Origin of the sequence: Georgenia phoenicis (assembly GCF_047302425.1) — a bacterium.
Lineage (GTDB): Bacteria > Actinomycetota > Actinomycetes > Actinomycetales > Actinomycetaceae > Oceanitalea.
The window spans coordinates 3,662,970-3,680,465 of sequence record NZ_CP154855.1 but is presented as its reverse complement, the minus strand read 5'-3'; the positions used below and the strand labels follow the sequence as shown (position 1 = coordinate 3,680,465).

19 protein-coding genes and 1 riboswitch are annotated in these 17,496 nt (G+C 74.1%); of the genes, 14 read left to right on the top strand and 5 right to left on the bottom strand.

Going from position 1 to position 17,496, the window contains the following annotated elements; translation table 11 throughout:
• The first annotated feature begins 9 nt into the window (after positions 1 to 9).
• Genes AA0005_RS17410 through AA0005_RS17355 form a run of 12 tightly spaced genes read left to right on the top strand, consistent with a single transcriptional unit; the run spans position 10 to position 10,406 of the window.
• Complete coding sequence (locus AA0005_RS17410) at positions 10 to 2,262, top strand: MMPL family transporter (RefSeq protein ID WP_413451346.1); 2,253 nt, start codon at positions 10 to 12, stop codon at positions 2,260 to 2,262.
• Positions 2,259 to 3,059 carry a tryptophan-rich sensory protein gene (locus tag AA0005_RS17405; protein ID WP_413451345.1) on the top strand — a complete coding sequence of 267 codons (801 nt, stop codon included), beginning with the start codon at positions 2,259 to 2,261 and terminating at the stop codon, positions 3,057 to 3,059. The genes AA0005_RS17410 and AA0005_RS17405 overlap by 4 nt, the downstream gene beginning before the upstream one ends.
• The gene (gene idi / locus AA0005_RS17400; protein ID WP_413451344.1) at positions 3,056 to 3,610 is read left to right on the top strand and encodes an isopentenyl-diphosphate Delta-isomerase; all 555 of its coding nucleotides are present in this window, start codon (positions 3,056 to 3,058) and stop codon (positions 3,608 to 3,610) included. The genes AA0005_RS17405 and idi overlap by 4 nt, the downstream gene beginning before the upstream one ends.
• Complete coding sequence (locus tag AA0005_RS17395; protein WP_413451343.1) at positions 3,607 to 4,653, top strand: polyprenyl synthetase family protein; 1,047 nt, start codon at positions 3,607 to 3,609, stop codon at positions 4,651 to 4,653. Before idi ends, AA0005_RS17395 begins: the two co-directional genes overlap by 4 nt.
• On the top strand, positions 4,650 to 5,519 hold the full coding sequence (locus tag AA0005_RS17390; protein WP_413451342.1) for a phytoene/squalene synthase family protein: 870 nt from the start codon (positions 4,650 to 4,652) through the stop codon (positions 5,517 to 5,519). Before AA0005_RS17395 ends, AA0005_RS17390 begins: the two co-directional genes overlap by 4 nt.
• Entirely contained in the window at positions 5,516 to 7,114 is a 1,599-nt protein-coding gene (gene crtI / locus AA0005_RS17385) for a phytoene desaturase family protein (RefSeq protein ID WP_413451341.1), read from the top strand. Before AA0005_RS17390 ends, crtI begins: the two co-directional genes overlap by 4 nt.
• Complete coding sequence (locus AA0005_RS17380; protein WP_413451340.1) at positions 7,111 to 7,449, top strand: lycopene cyclase domain-containing protein; 339 nt, start codon at positions 7,111 to 7,113, stop codon at positions 7,447 to 7,449. The genes crtI and AA0005_RS17380 overlap by 4 nt, the downstream gene beginning before the upstream one ends.
• Positions 7,450 to 7,770: a lycopene cyclase domain-containing protein gene (locus tag AA0005_RS17375; RefSeq protein ID WP_413451339.1), complete on the top strand. Its 321-nt coding sequence runs from the start codon at positions 7,450 to 7,452 to the stop codon at positions 7,768 to 7,770.
• Positions 7,767 to 8,645: a prenyltransferase gene (locus AA0005_RS17370; protein WP_413451338.1), complete on the top strand. Its 879-nt coding sequence runs from the start codon at positions 7,767 to 7,769 to the stop codon at positions 8,643 to 8,645. The genes AA0005_RS17375 and AA0005_RS17370 overlap by 4 nt, the downstream gene beginning before the upstream one ends.
• Positions 8,645 to 9,238 carry a hypothetical protein gene (locus AA0005_RS17365; RefSeq protein WP_413451337.1) on the top strand — a complete coding sequence of 198 codons (594 nt, stop codon included), beginning with the start codon at positions 8,645 to 8,647 and terminating at the stop codon, positions 9,236 to 9,238. Before AA0005_RS17370 ends, AA0005_RS17365 begins: the two co-directional genes overlap by 1 nt.
• On the top strand, positions 9,235 to 9,972 hold the full coding sequence (locus AA0005_RS17360) for a glycosyltransferase family 2 protein (RefSeq protein ID WP_413451336.1): 738 nt from the start codon (positions 9,235 to 9,237) through the stop codon (positions 9,970 to 9,972). The genes AA0005_RS17365 and AA0005_RS17360 overlap by 4 nt, the downstream gene beginning before the upstream one ends.
• A complete protein-coding gene (locus tag AA0005_RS17355; protein ID WP_413451335.1) occupies positions 9,969 to 10,406 on the top strand; it encodes a pyrimidine dimer DNA glycosylase/endonuclease V in 438 nt (145 codons plus the stop codon). The genes AA0005_RS17360 and AA0005_RS17355 overlap by 4 nt, the downstream gene beginning before the upstream one ends.
• Here AA0005_RS17355 and AA0005_RS17350 read toward each other — a convergent pair.
• From AA0005_RS17350 to AA0005_RS17330, 5 genes are read right to left on the bottom strand one after another with little or no spacing between them, the layout of a single operon-like run.
• Entirely contained in the window at positions 10,403 to 11,197 is a 795-nt protein-coding gene (locus AA0005_RS17350; protein WP_413451334.1) for an ABC transporter ATP-binding protein, read from the bottom strand. The genes AA0005_RS17355 and AA0005_RS17350 overlap by 4 nt on opposite strands.
• Positions 11,194 to 11,985, bottom strand: a complete 792-nt coding sequence (locus AA0005_RS17345; protein ID WP_413451333.1) for an ATP-binding cassette domain-containing protein — start codon at positions 11,983 to 11,985, stop codon at positions 11,194 to 11,196. The genes AA0005_RS17350 and AA0005_RS17345 overlap by 4 nt, the downstream gene beginning before the upstream one ends.
• Positions 11,982 to 12,854: an ABC transporter permease gene (locus AA0005_RS17340; protein ID WP_413451332.1), complete on the bottom strand. Its 873-nt coding sequence runs from the start codon at positions 12,852 to 12,854 to the stop codon at positions 11,982 to 11,984. The genes AA0005_RS17345 and AA0005_RS17340 overlap by 4 nt, the downstream gene beginning before the upstream one ends.
• Entirely contained in the window at positions 12,851 to 13,816 is a 966-nt protein-coding gene (locus AA0005_RS17335) for an ABC transporter permease (RefSeq protein WP_413451331.1), read from the bottom strand. Before AA0005_RS17335 ends, AA0005_RS17340 begins: the two co-directional genes overlap by 4 nt.
• A gap of 3 nt (positions 13,817 to 13,819) precedes the next feature.
• On the bottom strand, positions 13,820 to 15,316 hold the full coding sequence (locus tag AA0005_RS17330; protein WP_413451330.1) for an ABC transporter substrate-binding protein: 1,497 nt from the start codon (positions 15,314 to 15,316) through the stop codon (positions 13,820 to 13,822).
• Between the two features lie 303 nt (positions 15,317 to 15,619).
• Between AA0005_RS17330 and AA0005_RS17325 the strand changes: the two genes are divergently transcribed.
• Positions 15,620 to 16,306 carry an iron dependent repressor, metal binding and dimerization domain protein gene (locus tag AA0005_RS17325; protein ID WP_413451329.1) on the top strand — a complete coding sequence of 229 codons (687 nt, stop codon included), beginning with the start codon at positions 15,620 to 15,622 and terminating at the stop codon, positions 16,304 to 16,306.
• Between the two features lie 151 nt (positions 16,307 to 16,457).
• Positions 16,458 to 16,638, top strand: a riboswitch (cyclic di-AMP (ydaO/yuaA leader).
• A gap of 2 nt (positions 16,639 to 16,640) precedes the next feature.
• Complete coding sequence (locus AA0005_RS17320) at positions 16,641 to 17,483, top strand: C40 family peptidase (RefSeq protein ID WP_413451328.1); 843 nt, start codon at positions 16,641 to 16,643, stop codon at positions 17,481 to 17,483.
• Positions 17,484 to 17,496: the final 13 nt, after the last annotated feature.

Below are 17,496 nucleotides of genomic sequence, written 5' to 3'. Positions count from 1 at the left end.
TTGCTAAGCGTGCTTAGTGTTAAGGGCGGCCAGCAGGGCCCCAGCCACCGTAAGTCCGACGGACGCCGCGGCGCAGTTCTGCGCGCGCTGCTCACCGTCGTCGTCCTCCTCGCCTGGCTCGCCGTCGGCGGCCTGGGTGGTATGGCCCAGGGCTCGCTCTCGGAGGTGCAGGAGAACGACCAGGCTGCCTTCCTGCCCTCGAGTGCCGAGTCCACGCGCGCCGACGAGCTCGCCGAGGAGTTCGCGGGGGACCAGCCGCTGCCCGCGCTGCTCGTCGCCACGCCCACCGACGGCGGCGAGCTCACGCCCGAGCAGCTCGCCGCGGCGGAGGAGTTCGCCGCGCAGGTGCCCGAGGTCGAGCTGCCCGATGGTCAGCTCCTCGGCGACGTCCTCGACGGGCCGGTCCCCTTCATCCCCGCCGAGGACGGCCAGGCCCTCCTGTTCCCCGTGGCCATCGCCAGTGACCAGGCCGACGAGAACCTCGGCGACACGGGCGAGCGCACGGTCAACGTCGTCGTCACCGAGCTGCGCGAGCTCGCCGACGGGACGCTCGCCGACGCGGACCTCGACGCCTGGGTGACCGGCCCGGCCGGCTTCGTCTCCGACCTCGGCTCCGCCTTCGGCGGCATCGACGGCGTCCTCCTCCTCGTCGCGCTCGTCGTCGTCCTGGTCATCCTCGTCATCGTCTACCGTTCCCCGCTACTGCCCTTCACGGTGCTGCTCGCCGCGGTCTTCTCGCTGTGCGCCGCGGCCCTCGTCATCAAGCCGCTCGCGGGCAGCGGCGCGCTCCTGCTCAACGGCCAGAGCCAGGGCATCCTCTCGATCCTCGTCATCGGTGCGGCCACCGACTACGCCCTGCTCCTCGTCGCCCGCTACCGCGAGGAGCTCACCCGCCACCCCGAGCCGCGCCAGGCGATGGCCGCGGCCTGGCGGGCCTCGGTGCCCCCGATCCTCGCCTCCGCCGGCACCGTCATCGCCGGCCTCCTGTGCCTGCTCCTGTCGGACCTCGGCTCCAACGCCAGCCTCGGCCCGGTCGGCGCGATCGGCATCGCCGCCGCCGTCCTCGGCGCGCTCACCCTGCTGCCCGCGCTGCTCCTCGTCGCGGGCAGCCGCTCCCGGGTGCTGTTCTGGCCGCGCCGGCCGCAGTACACCCCCGACGCCCCCGCGGACTCGGAGGACACCTCCCGCCTGTGGGGCCGCGTCGCCGCCGCCGTCGCCCGCCGCCCGCGCGTCATCTGGGGCACCACCGCCGTCGCCCTCCTCGCGCTCGCCGCCTTCCTGCCCACCCTGCAGGCCGAGGGCACCGGTGAGGGGGAGGTCTTCCTCAACCCGACCGAGGCCGTCGAGGGCCAGGAGGTGCTCGTCGAGCACTTCGAGGCCGGGCAGGTCCAGCCGCTCGTCGTCATCACCGCCGAGGACACGGCCGAGGAGGCGGTCGAGGCGATCACCGCCGTCGACGGGATCGACAGCGCGCAGGTCGTGACCGGCGACGACGACGCCCCCGTGGTCGTCGACGGCCGCGTCGAGATCGAGGCGGCGACGAGCGCGACGTCGGAGAGCCAGGAGGCCACCGTCGCGGCGAGCGAGGTCCGCGAGGCCGTGCGCGACGTCGACCCCGACGCGCTCGTCGGTGGCGCCGCGGCGCAGCGGCTGGACACCCAGGAGACGGCGGCGCAGGACCTGCGCACGATCGTCCCGCTCGTCCTGGCCGTCATCTTCGTCATGCTCGTCATCCTGCTGCGGGCGATCGTCGCGCCGCTCGTCATCCTCGCGGTCAACGTCCTGTCCTTCGCGGCCACGCTGGGGCTGTCGGCGATCTTCTTCAACCACGTCTTCGACTTCCCCGGTGCGGACGCCTCCGTCCCGCTCTTCGGCTTCGTCTTCCTCGTGGCGCTGAGCATCGACTACTCGATCTTCCTCATGACCCGGGTGCGTGAGGAGTCGCTGGAGCACGGCACGCGCAGCGGTGTGCGCCGGGGCCTGACGATGACCGGTGGCGTCATCACCTCCGCGGGCCTCGTCCTCGCGGCGACCTTCGGCGCGCTCGTCGTCATCCCGCTGCTCTTCCTCGTCCAGCTCGCCTTCATCGTCGCCGTCGGTGTCCTCATCGACACCTTCATCGTCCGCAGCCTCCTCGTCTCTGGGCTCGTGTACGACATCGGACGGCCCGTATGGTGGCCGTGGAAGGCCCGCGTGCCCGAGGACGAGGACGACTCGACGGCGGTCGCGCAGAAGACGACGGCGGTGGGGAGCAGCGCGTGAGTCGGGACCGTGCAGCACTCGTGCGCCACCTCGGGGTGAGTATCGCCTACGTCGTGTGCGTCGTCGGCTCGATGGTCGGCGTGGGCCTCTTCGGCGGCACCCCCATCGCCGAGGCCGCCGGCGGCGTCCTCGCCGCCGACTCCACGCACCTGGCCCCCGACTCCCCGGCGTTCTCGGTGTGGAGCGTCATCTACGGCGGCCTGGGCCTGTACACCGTGTGGCAGTGGTGGGACCGCACCGACCCGCGGCGCCTCGCGTGGCCGGTCGTCGCCTCCCTCGTCCTCAACGCCGCCTGGATCCTCGCGGTGCAGGCCGGCCAGGTGTGGCTGAGCGTCGCCGTCATCGTCGCGCTGCTCGTCGTCCTGGCCGTCATCTTCCAGCGGCTGCTCGCGGTGCCGCCGCGCAGCCGGGTGGAGGCGCTCGTCGCCGACGGCACCCTGGGCCTCTACCTCGGCTGGGTGAGCGTGGCGACCTGCGCGAACACCGCGGCCGCGCTCCTCGACTCCGGCTTCACCGGCGGTGGTGCCTCCGAGTGGTGGGCCGTCGGCGTGCTCGCGGCCGTCGGCGTCGTCGGGGTCGCCCTGGCGCTGGTGGGCCGCGGACGCCTCGCGCCCACCGCCACCATCGTGTGGGGGCTGAGCTGGATCGCCGTGGGCCGCACCTCGGGAGAGCCCGAGTCGAGCACCACCGCGATCGCGGCGGTGACGGTCGCCGTCGTCGTCGCCCTCGTGACGATCGCCGTGCGCCTGCGCACGGGACTGGCCACCCGAGTCGGACGACAGGAGACCACGACATGACCGCCACGACCGAGGACCTCGTGACGCTGCTCGCGGAGGACGGCACCGCCATCGGCACAGCCCCGCGGCCGACCGTCCACACCGCGGAGACGCCCCTGCACCTCGCCTTCTCCTGCTACCTCACCGACGCGGAGGGCAGGCTCCTGCTCACCCGCCGGGCGCTGAGCAAGAAGACCTGGCCCGGGGTGTGGACCAACTCCTTCTGCGGGCACCCGCGGCCGGGGGAGGAGCTGACGGACGCGATCGTGCGCCACGCCCGCCACGAGCTCGGCCTCGAGGTGAGCGACGTGCGTCCCGCCGTCCCCGACTTCCGGTACCGCGCCGTCGACGCCTCCGGCGTCGTCGAGAACGAGATCTGCCCCGTCTTCGTCGCGCGGACCACCGGCGAGCCGCAGCCCAACCCCGAGGAGGTCGCCGAGCTCCACTGGGTCGACCCGGCCGCGGCCGTGCAGACGGTCAGGCTCGCGCCGTGGGCCCTGAGCCCGTGGATGGTCGCGCAGGTCGAGCGTCTCGTGGCCGCCGGCCACCTGCCCGAGAGCGCCTCGGGATGAGCGCGCCACCGCGCGAGACGGTCGACACCGCGCCCGTCGACGCCGCGCTCGCCGACTACTTCGCCGACGGCGCCCGCCACCTCGCGGGCCCGGAGCACGCGCAGCTGTGGTCCGCGCTCCAGGACGCCTCCGCCGGCGGCAAGCGGCTGAGGCCCATGCTCTTCCACAGCGTCTACCTCGCCCTCGGCGGGCGGCAGGCCGACGTCGCCGCCCAGGTGGGAGCCGCCCTCGAGCTGCTCCACACCGCGCTCGTCGTCCACGACGACGTCATCGACGGCGACACCGTCCGCCGTGGCCGGCCCAACGTCGTCGGCATTCTCGCCGCCGACGCCCGCGAGGGCGGCCACGAGGCCGAGCGGGCCACCCACTACGGCCAGAGCGCGGCCATCCTCGCCGGTGACCTCGCCCTCGCCGGCGCGGTCCGGCTCATCGCGCTGTGCGGGGCGCCGCCGCAGACGGTCGCCCGGATGCTCGACCTCCTCGACCGGGCCCTGCACCTGAGCGCCGCGGGTGAGCTCACCGACGTCCGTCTCAGCCTCGACGGCGCCGCGGACATCCCCTCGGTCATCTCGATGGAGCACCAGAAGACGGCGGTGTACTCCTTCGAGCTGCCCCTCCAGCTGGCCGCCGTCCTCGGCGGGGCGGACACCGAGCACGAGTCCGCGCTCACCCGCTTCGCCCGGCTCCTGGGCATCGGCTACCAGCTGCGCGACGACCTCGACGGCATGTTCGGGGAGGAGTCGGCCACCGGCAAGAGCACGGTCTCGGACCTGCGCGAGGGCAAGTGCACACCCCTCATCGCCTACGCCCGCAGGACCCCGGCCTGGGCCCACATCCAGCCCTACCTCGCCTCCGGGGTGGTCGAGGACGCGGACGCCGCCCGCGTGCGCGGCCTCCTCGAGGAGTGCGGGGCGCGGGCCTACGTCGAGGGCCTCGCCGCGGACCTCGACCGCGAGGCCCGCGAGGCCGTCGCGCACCTGCCCGAGGCCCGGCTGCTGGACGAGTGGGCGCGCACCGTCTCGCGCGGGTCGAGGGCCGCGTGAGCCTGCGTCGCCGGCCGCCCGAGGCGGCCTCCCGGTACGACGACGTCGCCAGCCGCAGTGCCGCCGTCGTCATCGACACCTACTCGACGTCCTTCGGCTGGGCCTGCCGCCTCCTCGCGCCGGGGGACCGCGAGCACGTGCGGAACATCTACGCGCTCGTGCGGGTGGCCGACGAGATCGTCGACGACCCCGACCAGTCCTGGTCCGCCGCCGACCGCGGCGCCATGCTCGACGCCCTCGAGGAGGACACCGCCCAGGCGATGGCCAGCGGGCGCAGCGCCAACCTCGTCGTCCACGCCTTCGCCCGGACCGCCCGCCGGTACGGCATCGGCGCCGCGCTCGTCACCCCGTTCTTCGCCTCGATGCGTGCCGACCTGTCCGTCGACGAGCACGACGACGCGAGCCTCGCCGAGTACGTCCACGGCTCCGCGGAGGTCGTCGGCCTCATGTGCCTGCGTGTCTTCGTCGACGGCGACGACGCCACCTACGAGCGCCTCGCCCCCGGGGCAAGCCGCCTGGGCGCCGCCTTCCAGAAGGTGAACTTCCTCCGCGACCTCGGGCAGGACCACGACGCCCTCGGGCGCACGTACTTCCCCGGGCTCGACCCGGCGGCCTTCAGCGACGAGCGCCGTGACGTCCTGCTCGACGACATCGACGCCGACCTCGCCGCCGCCGAGCAGGCCCTCGTCCAGCTGCCCTCGAGCAGCCGCCGCGCCGTGCGCGTGGCCCACGGACTGTTCAGCGAGCTGTCCCGGCGCCTGCGCCAGACGCCGGCGGCGCGGATCCGGGTGGAGCGCGTGCGCGTCCCCGACCCGGTCAAGGCCCGGATCGTGCTCCGGGGGACCATCACAGGAGGACGTCGATGAGCCGACATGCCGCACCCGGTGGGGCGGCTCGCCCCGACGCGCCCTCCGCCGTCGTCATCGGCGGCGGGATCTCGGGCCTGGCGACCGCCGCCCTGCTCGCCCGCGACGGCTTCCGCGTCGAGCTGCTCGAGCAGCGCGAGGAGCTGGGCGGGCGCGCGGGCAGCTGGAGCGCCGAGGGCTTCCGCTTCGACACCGGCCCGTCGTGGTACCTCATGCCCGAGGTCTTCGACCGCTTCTTCCGGCTGCTCGGCAGCTCCAGCGCCGAGCAGCTCGACCTCGTCACCCTCGACCCCGCCTACCGGGTGCTCTACGAGGGGCACAGCGAGCCGCTGGACGTCCTGCCGGACCGCGCGGCGAACGTCCTCACCTTCGACAGGGTCGAGCCCGGCGCAGGGCGGCGCCTCGAGGAGTACCTCGACACCGCCCGCGAGACCTACGACATGGCACTGCGCCACTTCCTCTACACGAGCTTCACCTCGTGGCGGGACCTCGCCGTGCCCGACGTCCTGCGCCAGGCCCACCGCCTGCTCCCGCTCCTCGGCCGCCCCCTCCAGGCGCACGTCGCCGCCCGCTTCCGCGACCGCCGGCTGCGCCAGATTCTCGGCTACCCCGCGGTGTTCCTCGGCTCCTCGCCCGACCGGACGCCGAGCATGTACCACCTCATGAGCGCCCTCGACCTCACCGGCGGCGTCCAGTACCCGCAGGGCGGCTTCGCCCGGCTCATCGAGGCCGTCGCCGACCTCGCCAGGGCCCAGGGCGTCACCGTCCGCACCGGTGCAACCGTCACCGCCGTCACCGCGGAGTCCGCCACCCGTCGCCGGCGCGGCCCGCGGTGGCGTACGACGGGGGTCCGCTACCGCGACGCTGCGGGCGCCGAGCACCGGGTGCGTGCCGACGTCGTCGTCGCGGCGACCGACCTGCACCACGTGGAGACCGAGCTCCTCCCGCCCGCCCTGCGCGAGCGGCCCGCCCGCTGGTGGGAGCGCCGCGACCCGGGCCCCGGCGGGGTGCTCGTCTACCTCGGCGTGGACGGCCGGCTGCCCCAGCTGCCCCACCACACCCTGCTCTTCACCGAGGACTGGGACCGCAACTTCCGCGACATCCGCGAGGGCCGGGTGCCGCGGCCCGCCTCCGCCTACGTGTGCACCCCCTCGCGCACCGACCCGAGCGTCGCGCCGCAGGACGCGGAGAACGTCTTCATCCTCGTGCCCGTCCCCGCCGACCCGTCCCTCGGGCGCGGCGGCCGCGACGGCGGCGGCGACCGTGCCGTCGAGGAGGTCGCCGACGCCGCGATCGACCAGCTCGCCGCGTGGGCCGGCATCCCCGAGCTGCGCGAACGGATCCGGGTGCGCCGCACCGTGGGGCCCGGTGACTTCGCCGCCGACCTCAGCGCGTGGCGCGGCGGCATGCTCGGCCCGGCGCACACCCTGCGGCAGAGCGCCTTCTTCCGGCCCGGCAACGCCTCCCGCAAGGTGCGCGGCCTGTACTACGCCGGCGCGAGCACCATCCCCGGCATCGGCCTGCCCATGTGCCTCATCAGCGCGGAGATCGTCCGTGACCGGGTGGGCGCCGAGATGGCACTGTGGGCCCCGTGACCGCTCTCGCCTACCTCGCGGCGCTGCTCGTCTCGCTCGGCTGCATGGCCCTGCTCGACCACCGCTTCCGCCTCGTCCTGTGGGCCGACGCCCGCCGCGGCGCCCTCACCCTCGCGATCGGTGTCGCCTTCTTCCTCCTGTGGGACGTCGCCGCGATCGCCTCCGGCTTCTACCACCGCGGGGAGAGCGAGGCGATGACCGGGGTCATGCTCGCCCCCGAGCTGCCCCTCGAGGAGCTCGTCTTCGTCACCTTCCTCTGCTACCTCACCCTCGTGCTCCACGGCCTCGTCCTGCTGGCGCTGCGCGCGCGGCGGGCGACGACGGAGGTGGGCTGAGTGACCTACCTCCTCCTCGCGGGGCTGTTCCTGCTCCCCGTCCTCCTCACCGCCGCAGTCGCCACCCGGGTGCGGCGCCTGGGCGGGCGCTGGTGGGCGGCGACGGCGCTGACGCTCGGGGCGCTCCTCGTGCTCACGGTCGTCTTCGACAGCCTCATGATCGCCGCGGACCTCTTCCGCTACGACGAGTCCCAGCTCACCGGCGTGCGGCTGCTCCTCGCGCCGGTCGAGGACCTCGCCTGGCCGCTGGCCTCGGTGCTGCTCCTGCCGGCCCTGTGGGAGCTGCTCCGCCCGCGCCGCACCGAGGAGGAGCGGGCATGAGCACCACCGGCACGAGCGCCGTGCGCCAGCTCCTCGGCTCGTCCCGGCCGGTCAGCTGGATCAACACCGCCTACCCCTTCGCGGCGGCCTACCTCCTTGCGGGCGGCGGCGTCGACGTCGCGCTCGTCGTCGGCACGCTGTACTTCCTCATTCCCTACAACCTGCTCATGTACGGGATCAACGACGTCTTCGACTACGAGTCGGACCTGCGCAACGCACGCAAGGGCGGCATCGAGGGGATCGTCCTCGACCGCCGCTGGCACCGCACGACGATCTGGGCGTCGGTGCTGAGCAACCTGCCCTTCCTCGTCGCCCTCGTCCTGCTCGGCTCGGCGGCCTCGACGGCGGTGCTCACCGTCAGCGTGCTCGCCGTCGTCGCCTACTCGGCGCCCGTCCTGCGGTTCAAGGAGCGGCCCTTCCTCGACTCGCTCACCTCGAGCACGCACTTCGTCAGCCCCGCGGTCTTCGGGCTCGTCCTCGCCGGTGGGTCGCTGGAGGGGGCGGCGCTCGCGGCGCTCGTCGCCTTCTTCCTCTGGGGCATGGCCTCCCACGCCTTCGGGGCGGTGCAGGACGTCACCGCCGACCGCGAGGGCGGCATCTCCTCGATCGCCACGTGGCTGGGCGCGGCCCGCACCACCCGCCTGGCGCTCGCGCTCTACGCGGCCGCCGGCGTCGTCGTCCTGTGGGCGGGGTGGCCAGGGGCGCTCGCCGCGGTGCTCGTCGTCCCGTACATCGTGTCGATCGCGCCCTTCCGCTCCCTGCCCGACGAGCGCTGCGAGGAGGCCAACGCCGGCTGGCGCCGCTTCATCTGGTTCAACCTCGTCACCGGCTTCCTCGTCACCCAGCTGTTCATCGCCATCGCCTGGACCCGCTGATGGGCGACGTCGACCAGCCCCGCCCCACGACGCCCGCCGGCGTGCTCCTCACCGTCCCCGGGCCGCGCCCCGCACGGGTGGCGGCGCAGGCGGTCGCGGCGCTCGCGGTGCTCGCCGTCCCGGCGGCGCTCGCGGTGGACTGGGTGGCGGTGGCCGTGGCGGCGCTCGTGCTCGGCGGGGTCACCCTCGCCCGGGTGCTCTTCCTGCCCGCGACCCTCCAGGCGCTGCTCGGGGCCGCCCTCAGCGCCGCCGGCTGGGCCAGCGCCGCGGGGCTGTACACGACGGTGACATGGGTCGACGTGCCCGCCCACCTGCTCGTCAACGGGCTCGTGGCGGCGGCGCTCGGGATCGTCATGCTGCGCGCCGGGCTGCTCGCCGGCCCGGCCACCCGGGCCGGCCGGGCCGGGGTCGCGCTGACGACGGCGTGCGTCGGGGTGGCGCTTGGTGTGCTCTGGGAGGTGGCCGAGTGGGCCGGCTACACGTACATCGACGACTCCGTCTACGTCTACTACGGCGACACGATCGGTGACCTCACCGCCGGCGCGCTCGGTTCCGCCGTCGCCGGGGTGCTGGTGGCGAGGTGGGCACGATGAGCGTGAGCGTCGTCATCCCGGCGCTCGACGACGCGCCGGCCCTCGAGCGCTGCCTGTCCGCCCTGGCGCGGCAGACCGTGGCGCCGCTCGAGGTCGTCGTCGTCGACAACGGGTCCCGCGACGCGACCGCGGAGGTGGCCCGCCGGCACGGGGCGCGCGTCGTCACCGAGCCACGGCGCGGGATCCCCATGGCCGCGGCCGCCGGCTACGACGCCGCGCGCGGGGACCTCATCGCCCGTCTCGACGCCGACTCCCTGCCCGCCCCCGACTGGCTCGAGCGGGTCGTCGCCGCGATGGCCGACCCCCGCCGCGACGCCGTCACCGGCGTCGGGCGCTTCTACGAGCTGCCGCGCACGGGCCGGCTCGTCTCCGCCGTCTACCTCGGCGCCTACTACGGGCTGTGCTACCTCGCGCTCGGCCACCACGCGCTGTGGGGCTCGAGCATGGCGGTGCGCCGCTCGAGCTGGGTCGCCGTGCGGGCCGCCGTCCACGACGACGACGCCGAGCTCCACGACGACCTCGACCTCGCCTTCGCGCTGGGTCCGCGCCGTCGGGTGCGGCTGGACCGCTCGATCGTCGTCGGGGTCTCCGCGCGCAGCCTCGTGGGCCTGGCCCAGCTGCGGCGGCGCTTCCACCGGGCCTTCCGCACGCTGGCCGTCAACTGGCGGGTGGCACCGCCGTGGACGCGCTGGGCGGTGCGGCTCGGGCTGCCGGCGAAGGAGGGAAGGGCATGAGGGTCTGGTCGGTGCACCCGCGCTACCTCGACCGGCAGGGTCTGGTGGCCTGCTGGCGCGAGACGCTGCTTGCGCAGGCCGTCCTCGCGGGCCGGACCAGGGGGTACCTCAACCACAGCCAGCTCGCCCGCTTCCGCGCGACCGCCGAGCCGGTCGTCACGGTCGGGGCCTACCTCGCCGTCCTCGCGGGCGAGGCGGACGAGCGCGGCTACCGCTTCGACCGCAGCCGCATCGACCGGCCGGTGGAACTGGCCGCCGTCGCGCCGCTGCCCGTCACCGAGGGCCAGGTCGCCTACGAGTGGGCCCACCTGCTCGCCAAGCTCGCCGCCCGCAGCCCGGACCGCTACGCCCTCGTGCGCGACGTCACCGACGTCGAGACCCACCCCCTCTTCGTCCCCGTCCCCGGCCCCGTCGAGCCCTGGGAGAAGGTCTAGCTCCGCTGCGCGCTCGGTGGCTCAGGGGCGGGAAGGCGGGGGACCGCGTCGAGGAGCCGGCGGGTGTAGGGCTCGCGAGGCTCGCGGAACACCTCGCGGGTGACCCCCGCCTCCACCTGGCGCCCGGACCGCATGATGAGGACGTCCTCGCACAGGTGGCCGACGATCGCCATGTCGTGGCTGACCATGACGAGCGACATGCCCAGCTCCACCCGGAGCCGGTCGAGGAGCGCGATGATCTGCTGCCGCACCGTGACGTCCAGGGCGCTGACCGGCTCGTCGGCGATGAGCACCGACGGACGCGGGGCCAGGGCCCGGGCGATCGCGATCCGCTGCCGCTGACCGCCGGAGAACTGGGCCGGGTAGCGCTCGGCCATCCCCGGCTCGAGCCCGACGGCCGAGAGCAGCTCCGCCACCCGCGCCCCGTGGTCCCCGGGCACCCGCAGGGAGCGCAGCGGCTCGGCGACGACGTCCCGCACCCGCATCCGCGGGTCGAGGGACGAGCGGGGGTCCTGGAAGACGACCTGGACCTCGCGGCGGAAGCGGCGCATGAGCGCGCGGTCCCGGGTGCGCAGCGGTTCGCCGCGGAACTCCACCGCACCGGTGTCGGGGCGGTCGAGGCCGAGGAGGAGCCGCAGGAGGGTCGTCTTGCCGGCCCCGGACTCACCGACGATGCCGAGGCTGCGTCCGGCGGTGACGGACAGGGAGACGCCGTCGAGCGCCGTCGTCGTCCGCGCGCGGGAGCCGAAGGTGCGGGTGAGACCGGTGGCCCGGAGCAGCGGGGCGGTCATGCGTCCTCCGGGAGGTGGGACACGGCGCGGGCCGCGGCGATGAGCTGGCGGGTGTAGGGGTGCTCCGCGCCGGCCAGCGCCGCCCGCACGGTGGTCCGCTCGACGACGACGCCGTCGTGCATGACGACGAGGTCCTGCGCGAGCCGGGCGACGACGGGCAGGTCGTGGCTGATGAAGACGAGAGCGCAGCCGGTGCGGCGGGCGACGTCGTCGAGCAGGTCGAGGATCTCGGCCTGGACGGTGACGTCGAGGGCCGTGGTCGGCTCGTCGGCGAGGAGCACGTCCGGCTCGCAGGCCAGCGCGAGGGCGAGCCCGGCGCGCTGACGCTGCCCGCCGGACAGCTGCCACGGGTAGGAGTCGAGGACCCGGTCCACCTCGGGCAGGCGCACGAGCCGGCACAGCTCCGCCGCGGCGGACCGGGCGGCCGCCCCGCGCAGCCTCCGGTGCAGGCGCAGCGGCCCCGCGATCTGCCGGCCGATCGTCATGAGCGGGTCCAGCGCCGTCAGCGGCTCCTGGAAGACCATCGCCACGCGTGCCCCGCGCACCCTGCGCAGCGACCGCGCGGGCAGCGACAGCAGGTCGACGCCGTCGAGGAGGACCTGCCCGGTCACCGACATGCCCTCGGGGACCAGCCCGAGGACCGCGAGCGCGGTGAGCGACTTGCCCGAGCCGGACTCGCCGATGATGCCGAGGCGCTCACCGGCGTCCAGGCTCCACGTCACGCCGTCGACGACGGCGCGGCCGTCGGCGGTGCGCACGGTGAGGTCGCGGACGTCGAGGAGGGTCATCGGGCCAGCTCCGGGTCGCGTCGCTCACGGATGCCGTCGCCGAGGAGGTTGAGGCCGAGGACGAAGGTGGCGACCCCCAGGCCGGGGAGGACGGCGCTCGTCGGGGCGGTGGCGATGGTGCTCTGCGCCTCGCGCAGCATCCGGCCCCACGTCGGGTCCGGCGGCGGGGCGCCGAGGCCGAGGTAGGACAGCGAGGCCTCGGCCAGGACGGCGCTGCCCGCGAGGAGCATGAGCTGGACGAGGAGCGTGGGCGCGATGTTCGGCAGCACGTGCCGCAGCACGACCCCCAGGTGACCGGTCCCGGCCGCGCGTGCTGCGGTCACGTAGTCCTCGCGCAGCACCCGGGCGGCGTTGACCCGGGTGACGCGCGCGATGACGGCCGAGCCGGCGATCCCGATCGCCGCCACGACCGAGGCCGTCGAGGCGCCGCGGACGGTGACGATGAGCATGGCGAGCAGCAGGGTGGGGAAGGCGATGAGGAGGTCGACGACGGTCTGCAGGGCGGCGTCGAGCCAGCGGGTCGCGCTCGCGGCCAGCACCCCGACCGTCACCCCGATGGCGGCGGCGAGGACCGTGGTGAGGAAGGCGACGACGACGGCGGCACGGGCCCCGAGCATGAGCTGGGTGAGCAGGTCGCGCCCGAGGCGGTCGGTGCCGGCCCAGTGCTCCGCCGTCGGCCCGCTGAGCCGGGGCCCGGAGCCGTCGGTGAGCGGGTAGGGCGTCCACAGCAGGGAGACGAGTGCGACGGCGAGCACGAGCCCGACGAGCACCCCACCGACGGTGAGCGAGCGGGCGGCCCGCGCGCGCCCGCCGCGGGGAGGCGACGGCGCGGCGGGGGCCTGCTCGACGGCGGGCAGCTCGGTGGTCATGCGGCCTCCAGGACGGCGCTCGTGCGCAGGCGCGGGTCGATCCACCGCTGGAGCAGGTCGACGCCGAGGTTGACGACGAGGACGACGGCGGTGATCCCGAGGACGACCGTCTGGACGACGGGCAGGTCGCGTCCCAGCACCGAGCTGAGGAGCAGCGACCCGAGGCCGGGCAGGGCGAAGACCGCCTCGACGACGACGGCCCCGAGCAGGGACGTGGCGAGCTCGATGCCGAGGACGGCGACGACGGGCACCGCGCCGTTGCGCAGGCCGTGCCGCGCCAGTGCCTGGGTGCGGGAGAAGCCGAGCGAGCGCGCCGTGCGGATGTAGTCCTGGCCGAGCACGTCGAGGGTGGCCGAGCGGACGTAGCGGACCATGACGGAGGCCATGGCGATGGCGACGGTGAGGACCGGCAGGACGAGGGCCTGCACGGCCGCGGCCGGGTCGCCCCAGCCGGCGCGGGGGAAGCCGCCGGGCGGCAGCCAGCCGGCCCCGAGGGCGAAGACGCCGATGAGGAGGACCCCCACCCAGAACACCGGCACGGCCACGCCCAGCTGGGACAGCGCCGAGACGGCCACCCCGAGGGGGCTGCTGCGGCGCACCGCGGCGAGCACCCCGACGGGCACGGACACGAGCACGGCGAGGACGAAGGCGCCCAGGCTGAGCGGCACCGTGATGGGCAGCCGGTCGGCGACGAGCTCGCCGACCGGCTGCCGGGACACGAACGAGGTCCCGGCGTCCCCGCCGAGCAGACCGGCGACCCACTGCTGGTACTGGACGAGGACGGGCTGGTCGGTGCCCAGGTCCCGGCGCAGGGTCTCCAGCTGCTCCGCCGTCGTGCCCACGCCGAGCGTGGTCCCCGCGCTGTCACCCGGCAGCAGCCGCAGGATCACGAAGACCACGAGGCTGGCGAGCAGGAGCGAGACGGCCAGGACCGCCAGGCGCAGCGTGAGGTACCGGAACACCGCTCAGGACTCCCGGGTGATGTCCGCGACGTAGAAGCTCTCGGTGGCCTGGTCGACCGGGAACCCGGTGATCCCGGCGGCGGCCACCCGGATCTGCGGCTCGAGGTAGAGCCACGCCGAGGCGGCGTCCTGCGCCATGAGCTCGTTGGCCTGGCGCAGCAGCTCGGTCTGCTCCTCGTCGCTGCCCGCGGCCTCGGAGGCCGCGACGAGCTCCTGGAACTCGGCGCTGTCGTAGCCCCAGTAGAAGTCGGGGTTGGCGTACCAGAAGATGTCGCGCGGGTTGACGTGGCCCATGAGGGTCGTCTCGAAGTCGTGGTCGGTGTAGATGCGCTGGTACCAGGTCGCGTCGTCGATCGGGTTGAGCTCGAGGGTCACGCCGATCTCCGCGAGGTCGCTCTGGAGCAGCTGGGCGATCGTCCCCTCGGTGTCCCCGGCCACGTAGTCGAGGGTGATGGTCAGGTCCTCGACGCCGGCCTCGGCGAGCAGTGCCTGGGCGCCGGCCGGGTCGTGGGCGTGGACACCTGAGAGGTCGGTGAACCACGGGTCGGTGGGCGGCACCATGGAGCCGATGACCTGCCCGCGGCCGGCCCACACGGCGTCGAGGATCGCCTCGCGGTCGATGGCCCGGTACAGGCCCTGGCGCACGCGGACGTCGTCGAAGGGGGCCTCGGCGTCGTTGAAGGCCCACAGGTACTTCGTCGTCGACGTGCCCTCGCTGATGGTGAAGTCCGGGTTGTCCTCGAACTGGACGAGCTGGTCGGGGGAGTCCTCGGCGATGACGAGGTCGAGCCCACCGGTGGCCAGAGCGTTGTTCATCGCGGTCGTGTCGGTGAAGAACTGGAAGGTGACGCCGGGGTTGGCGGCGGCCGCGCCCCAGTAGTCGTCGTTGCGCTCGATGGTGAGGTAGTCGCCCTGCGCCCACTCGACGAAACGGTAGGGGCCGGTGCCGTTGTCCGAGGTGTTCTCGGTGTCCCCCTCCTTGACGATGGTGACGGCCGCGAGGTTGAAGAGCAGTGACCGCGAGGGCTGGGAGAGCACGACCTCGAGGGTCTGCTCGTCGACGGCGGTGATCTGGTCCATGACGGCGAGGTCCGACTTGCGGGCGGCGACCGACTCCTCGGAGATGATCTCGCTCAGCGACCACACCGCGTCGTCGGCCGTGAAGGGCGTGCCGTCGTGGAAGGTGACGCCCTCGCGCAGGTCGAAGGTGTAGGTGAGGCCGTCCTCGCTGACGTCCCAGCTCTCCGCGAGCGTCGGGACGATCTCGCCGTCGACGTCGATGGCGGTGAGCCCCTCGTAGACGTTGCGGGTCATCGTCTGCGAGACGCCGGAGCTGCCGCCCACGTTGCGCTCGAGGCTGGTCGGCTCGTTGGTCGAGCCGATGACGATCTCCTCCTCGGCCGCGGTGGCGCCACCGGTGTCCTCACCTCCCGAGCACGCGGACAGTCCGAGGGCCGCGACAGCGGTGAGCGCGAGGACTCGCGTCAGGGTCTTATCCATGGAGGACCTTTCGTCGTGGCCCGGATCGGCGTGTGTCACCGGCCACGGCCGGACTCACGTCGCCGACGCTCCGGGCCGAGGGGTGGTTCGGCTCAGGAGCAGGACGGACAACACACGAGGGACGCGCGGCACGCCGCGGAGGCGGGGGCGACGTCGGTCATGGTCCTCCCATCGTCCCACAGGGCCGCGCGACTGAGACTGTGCCGATCAGCACGCGGACGAGGGACGGCTCCGGGATCGCCCACGCCGGTCAGTGGCTCGGCCTATCCTCGGGGGCAGGAGCGAGGAGATGGGCAGCAACGCATGAGTGACCTGATCGACACCACCGAGATGTACCTCAAGACGGTCTACGAGCTGGAGGAGGAGGGCGTGGTGCCCATGCGGGCGCGCATCGCCGAGCGCCTCGGCCACTCCGGACCGACGGTGTCGCAGACGGTGGCCCGCATGGAGCGCGACGGGCTGCTCCACCTCGAGGAGGCCCGGCGCATCCGCCTGTCCGACCTCGGCCACGAGCGCGCCACCCAGGTCATGCGCAAGCACCGCCTCGCCGAGCGGCTGCTCACCGACGTCATCGGGCTGGACTGGGAGTACGTCCACGAGGAGGCGTGCCGCTGGGAGCACGTGATGAGCGAGCAGGTCGAGCACCGGCTCGTCGCCCTGCTCGACCACCCGCACCACGACCCCTACGGCAACCCCATCCCCGGGCTCGCCCAGCTCGGCGAGCACGGCCTGGCACCCGTCGACCCGCCGCTGCAGGCCCTCGCCGCTACCGTCGGCCCCGCGAGCGTGGACGTCGTGCTGCGCCGCATCGGGGAGCCCCTCCAGGTGGACGTCGAGCTGCTCTCCCGCTTCTCCGAGGCCGGGGTGCGCCCCGGGGCGCGGCTGAGCGTCCAGCGCGGCGCCGGCTTCGTCTCCCTGCAGGCCGAGGGCTCCGAGCTCGTCCTCGACGTCGCCGAGGACGTCACGCGCCACCTCTTCGTCGACGCTTGAGAAGCCCGGAATCATGCGGTTCTGACCGCCCCACAGGTGTGTCCCGGGCCATGTGACACACATCGTCGTAACCGGAACGTGACAATTGGTGAGGCGCTCGGGTAGTGTCCCACTCGCTGCTCACGCCCTCCAGTGAGAAGCCCATGGACGGAGCCCAACCCTGCCGCCGCCCGTGGTCCCTTGAGAACGACCGTCGGCAGGGGCGGGGGAACCAGGTAGTGGCGGTCGGCTCCGGTCGGCCCCTAGGGGTGAAGCCCGTCCGCAAGGACGGGCCGGGTGATCTCCCACCCGAACCCGACAGCTCACCTCGTCGGCAACACAGGAGAGGCTCTTCGTGACCGTCACCACGCCCGGGGCGCGCCACCGCGCAGCGTGCCGCCCCACCACCCCCCTGACCGCACTCGGTCAGGCCGTCGCCGGCCCCGCCGCTCGCCGTGGCATGCTCGTCGCCGCGTCCTCGGGTCTGGCCCTGACCATGGCCGCCAGCAGCGCCGTCGCCGCGCCGGAGGGCTCCTCCCTCCCGCAGGTCGACGTCTCCGCGCTGTCGAGCCAGGCGCGCACCGCGCTCACGGTCAGCCCGACCGTGTCCGTGCCCGCCCACGTCGACTTCGCCGTCGCCGACCTCGCCGTCGACGCGACCCCGCCGAAGACGACGGTCACCGAGGACAGCGACCCGATCGCCGAGCACATCGCCGAGGAGGCTGCCGCGCAGGAGGCTGCTGCCGCCGCCGAGGCGCAGGCCCTGGCCGCCGCGCGCACCACCGAGACCGCCTCCCGCAGCGGCGCGCCCGCCGCCGTCGCCGGCGAGACCGCCGTCGCCCCCGCGCCGGCCGCCTCCGGCAACGCCATCGTCGACATCGCCTTCCGCTACGTCGGCACCCCCTACGTCTGGGGCGGCGCCAGCCCGGCCGGCTTCGACTGCTCCGGCTTCACCTGGTACGTCTTCCAGCAGGCGGGCATCAGCATCCCGCGCAGCTCGAGCGCCCAGGCCGGCGCCGGCACCGTCGTGTCCGCCGCCGAGGCGCAGGCCGGTGACCTCGTGTGGTGGCCCGGTCACGTCGGCATCTACCTGGGCGACGGCCAGCACATCGCGGCCCGCAACCCCTCCAAGCCCCTGCAGGCCGGTCCGATCTCGGACGTCGGCCGTGGCACCCCCACCTTCATCCGGGTGGGCTGAGCCCAGCAACGCT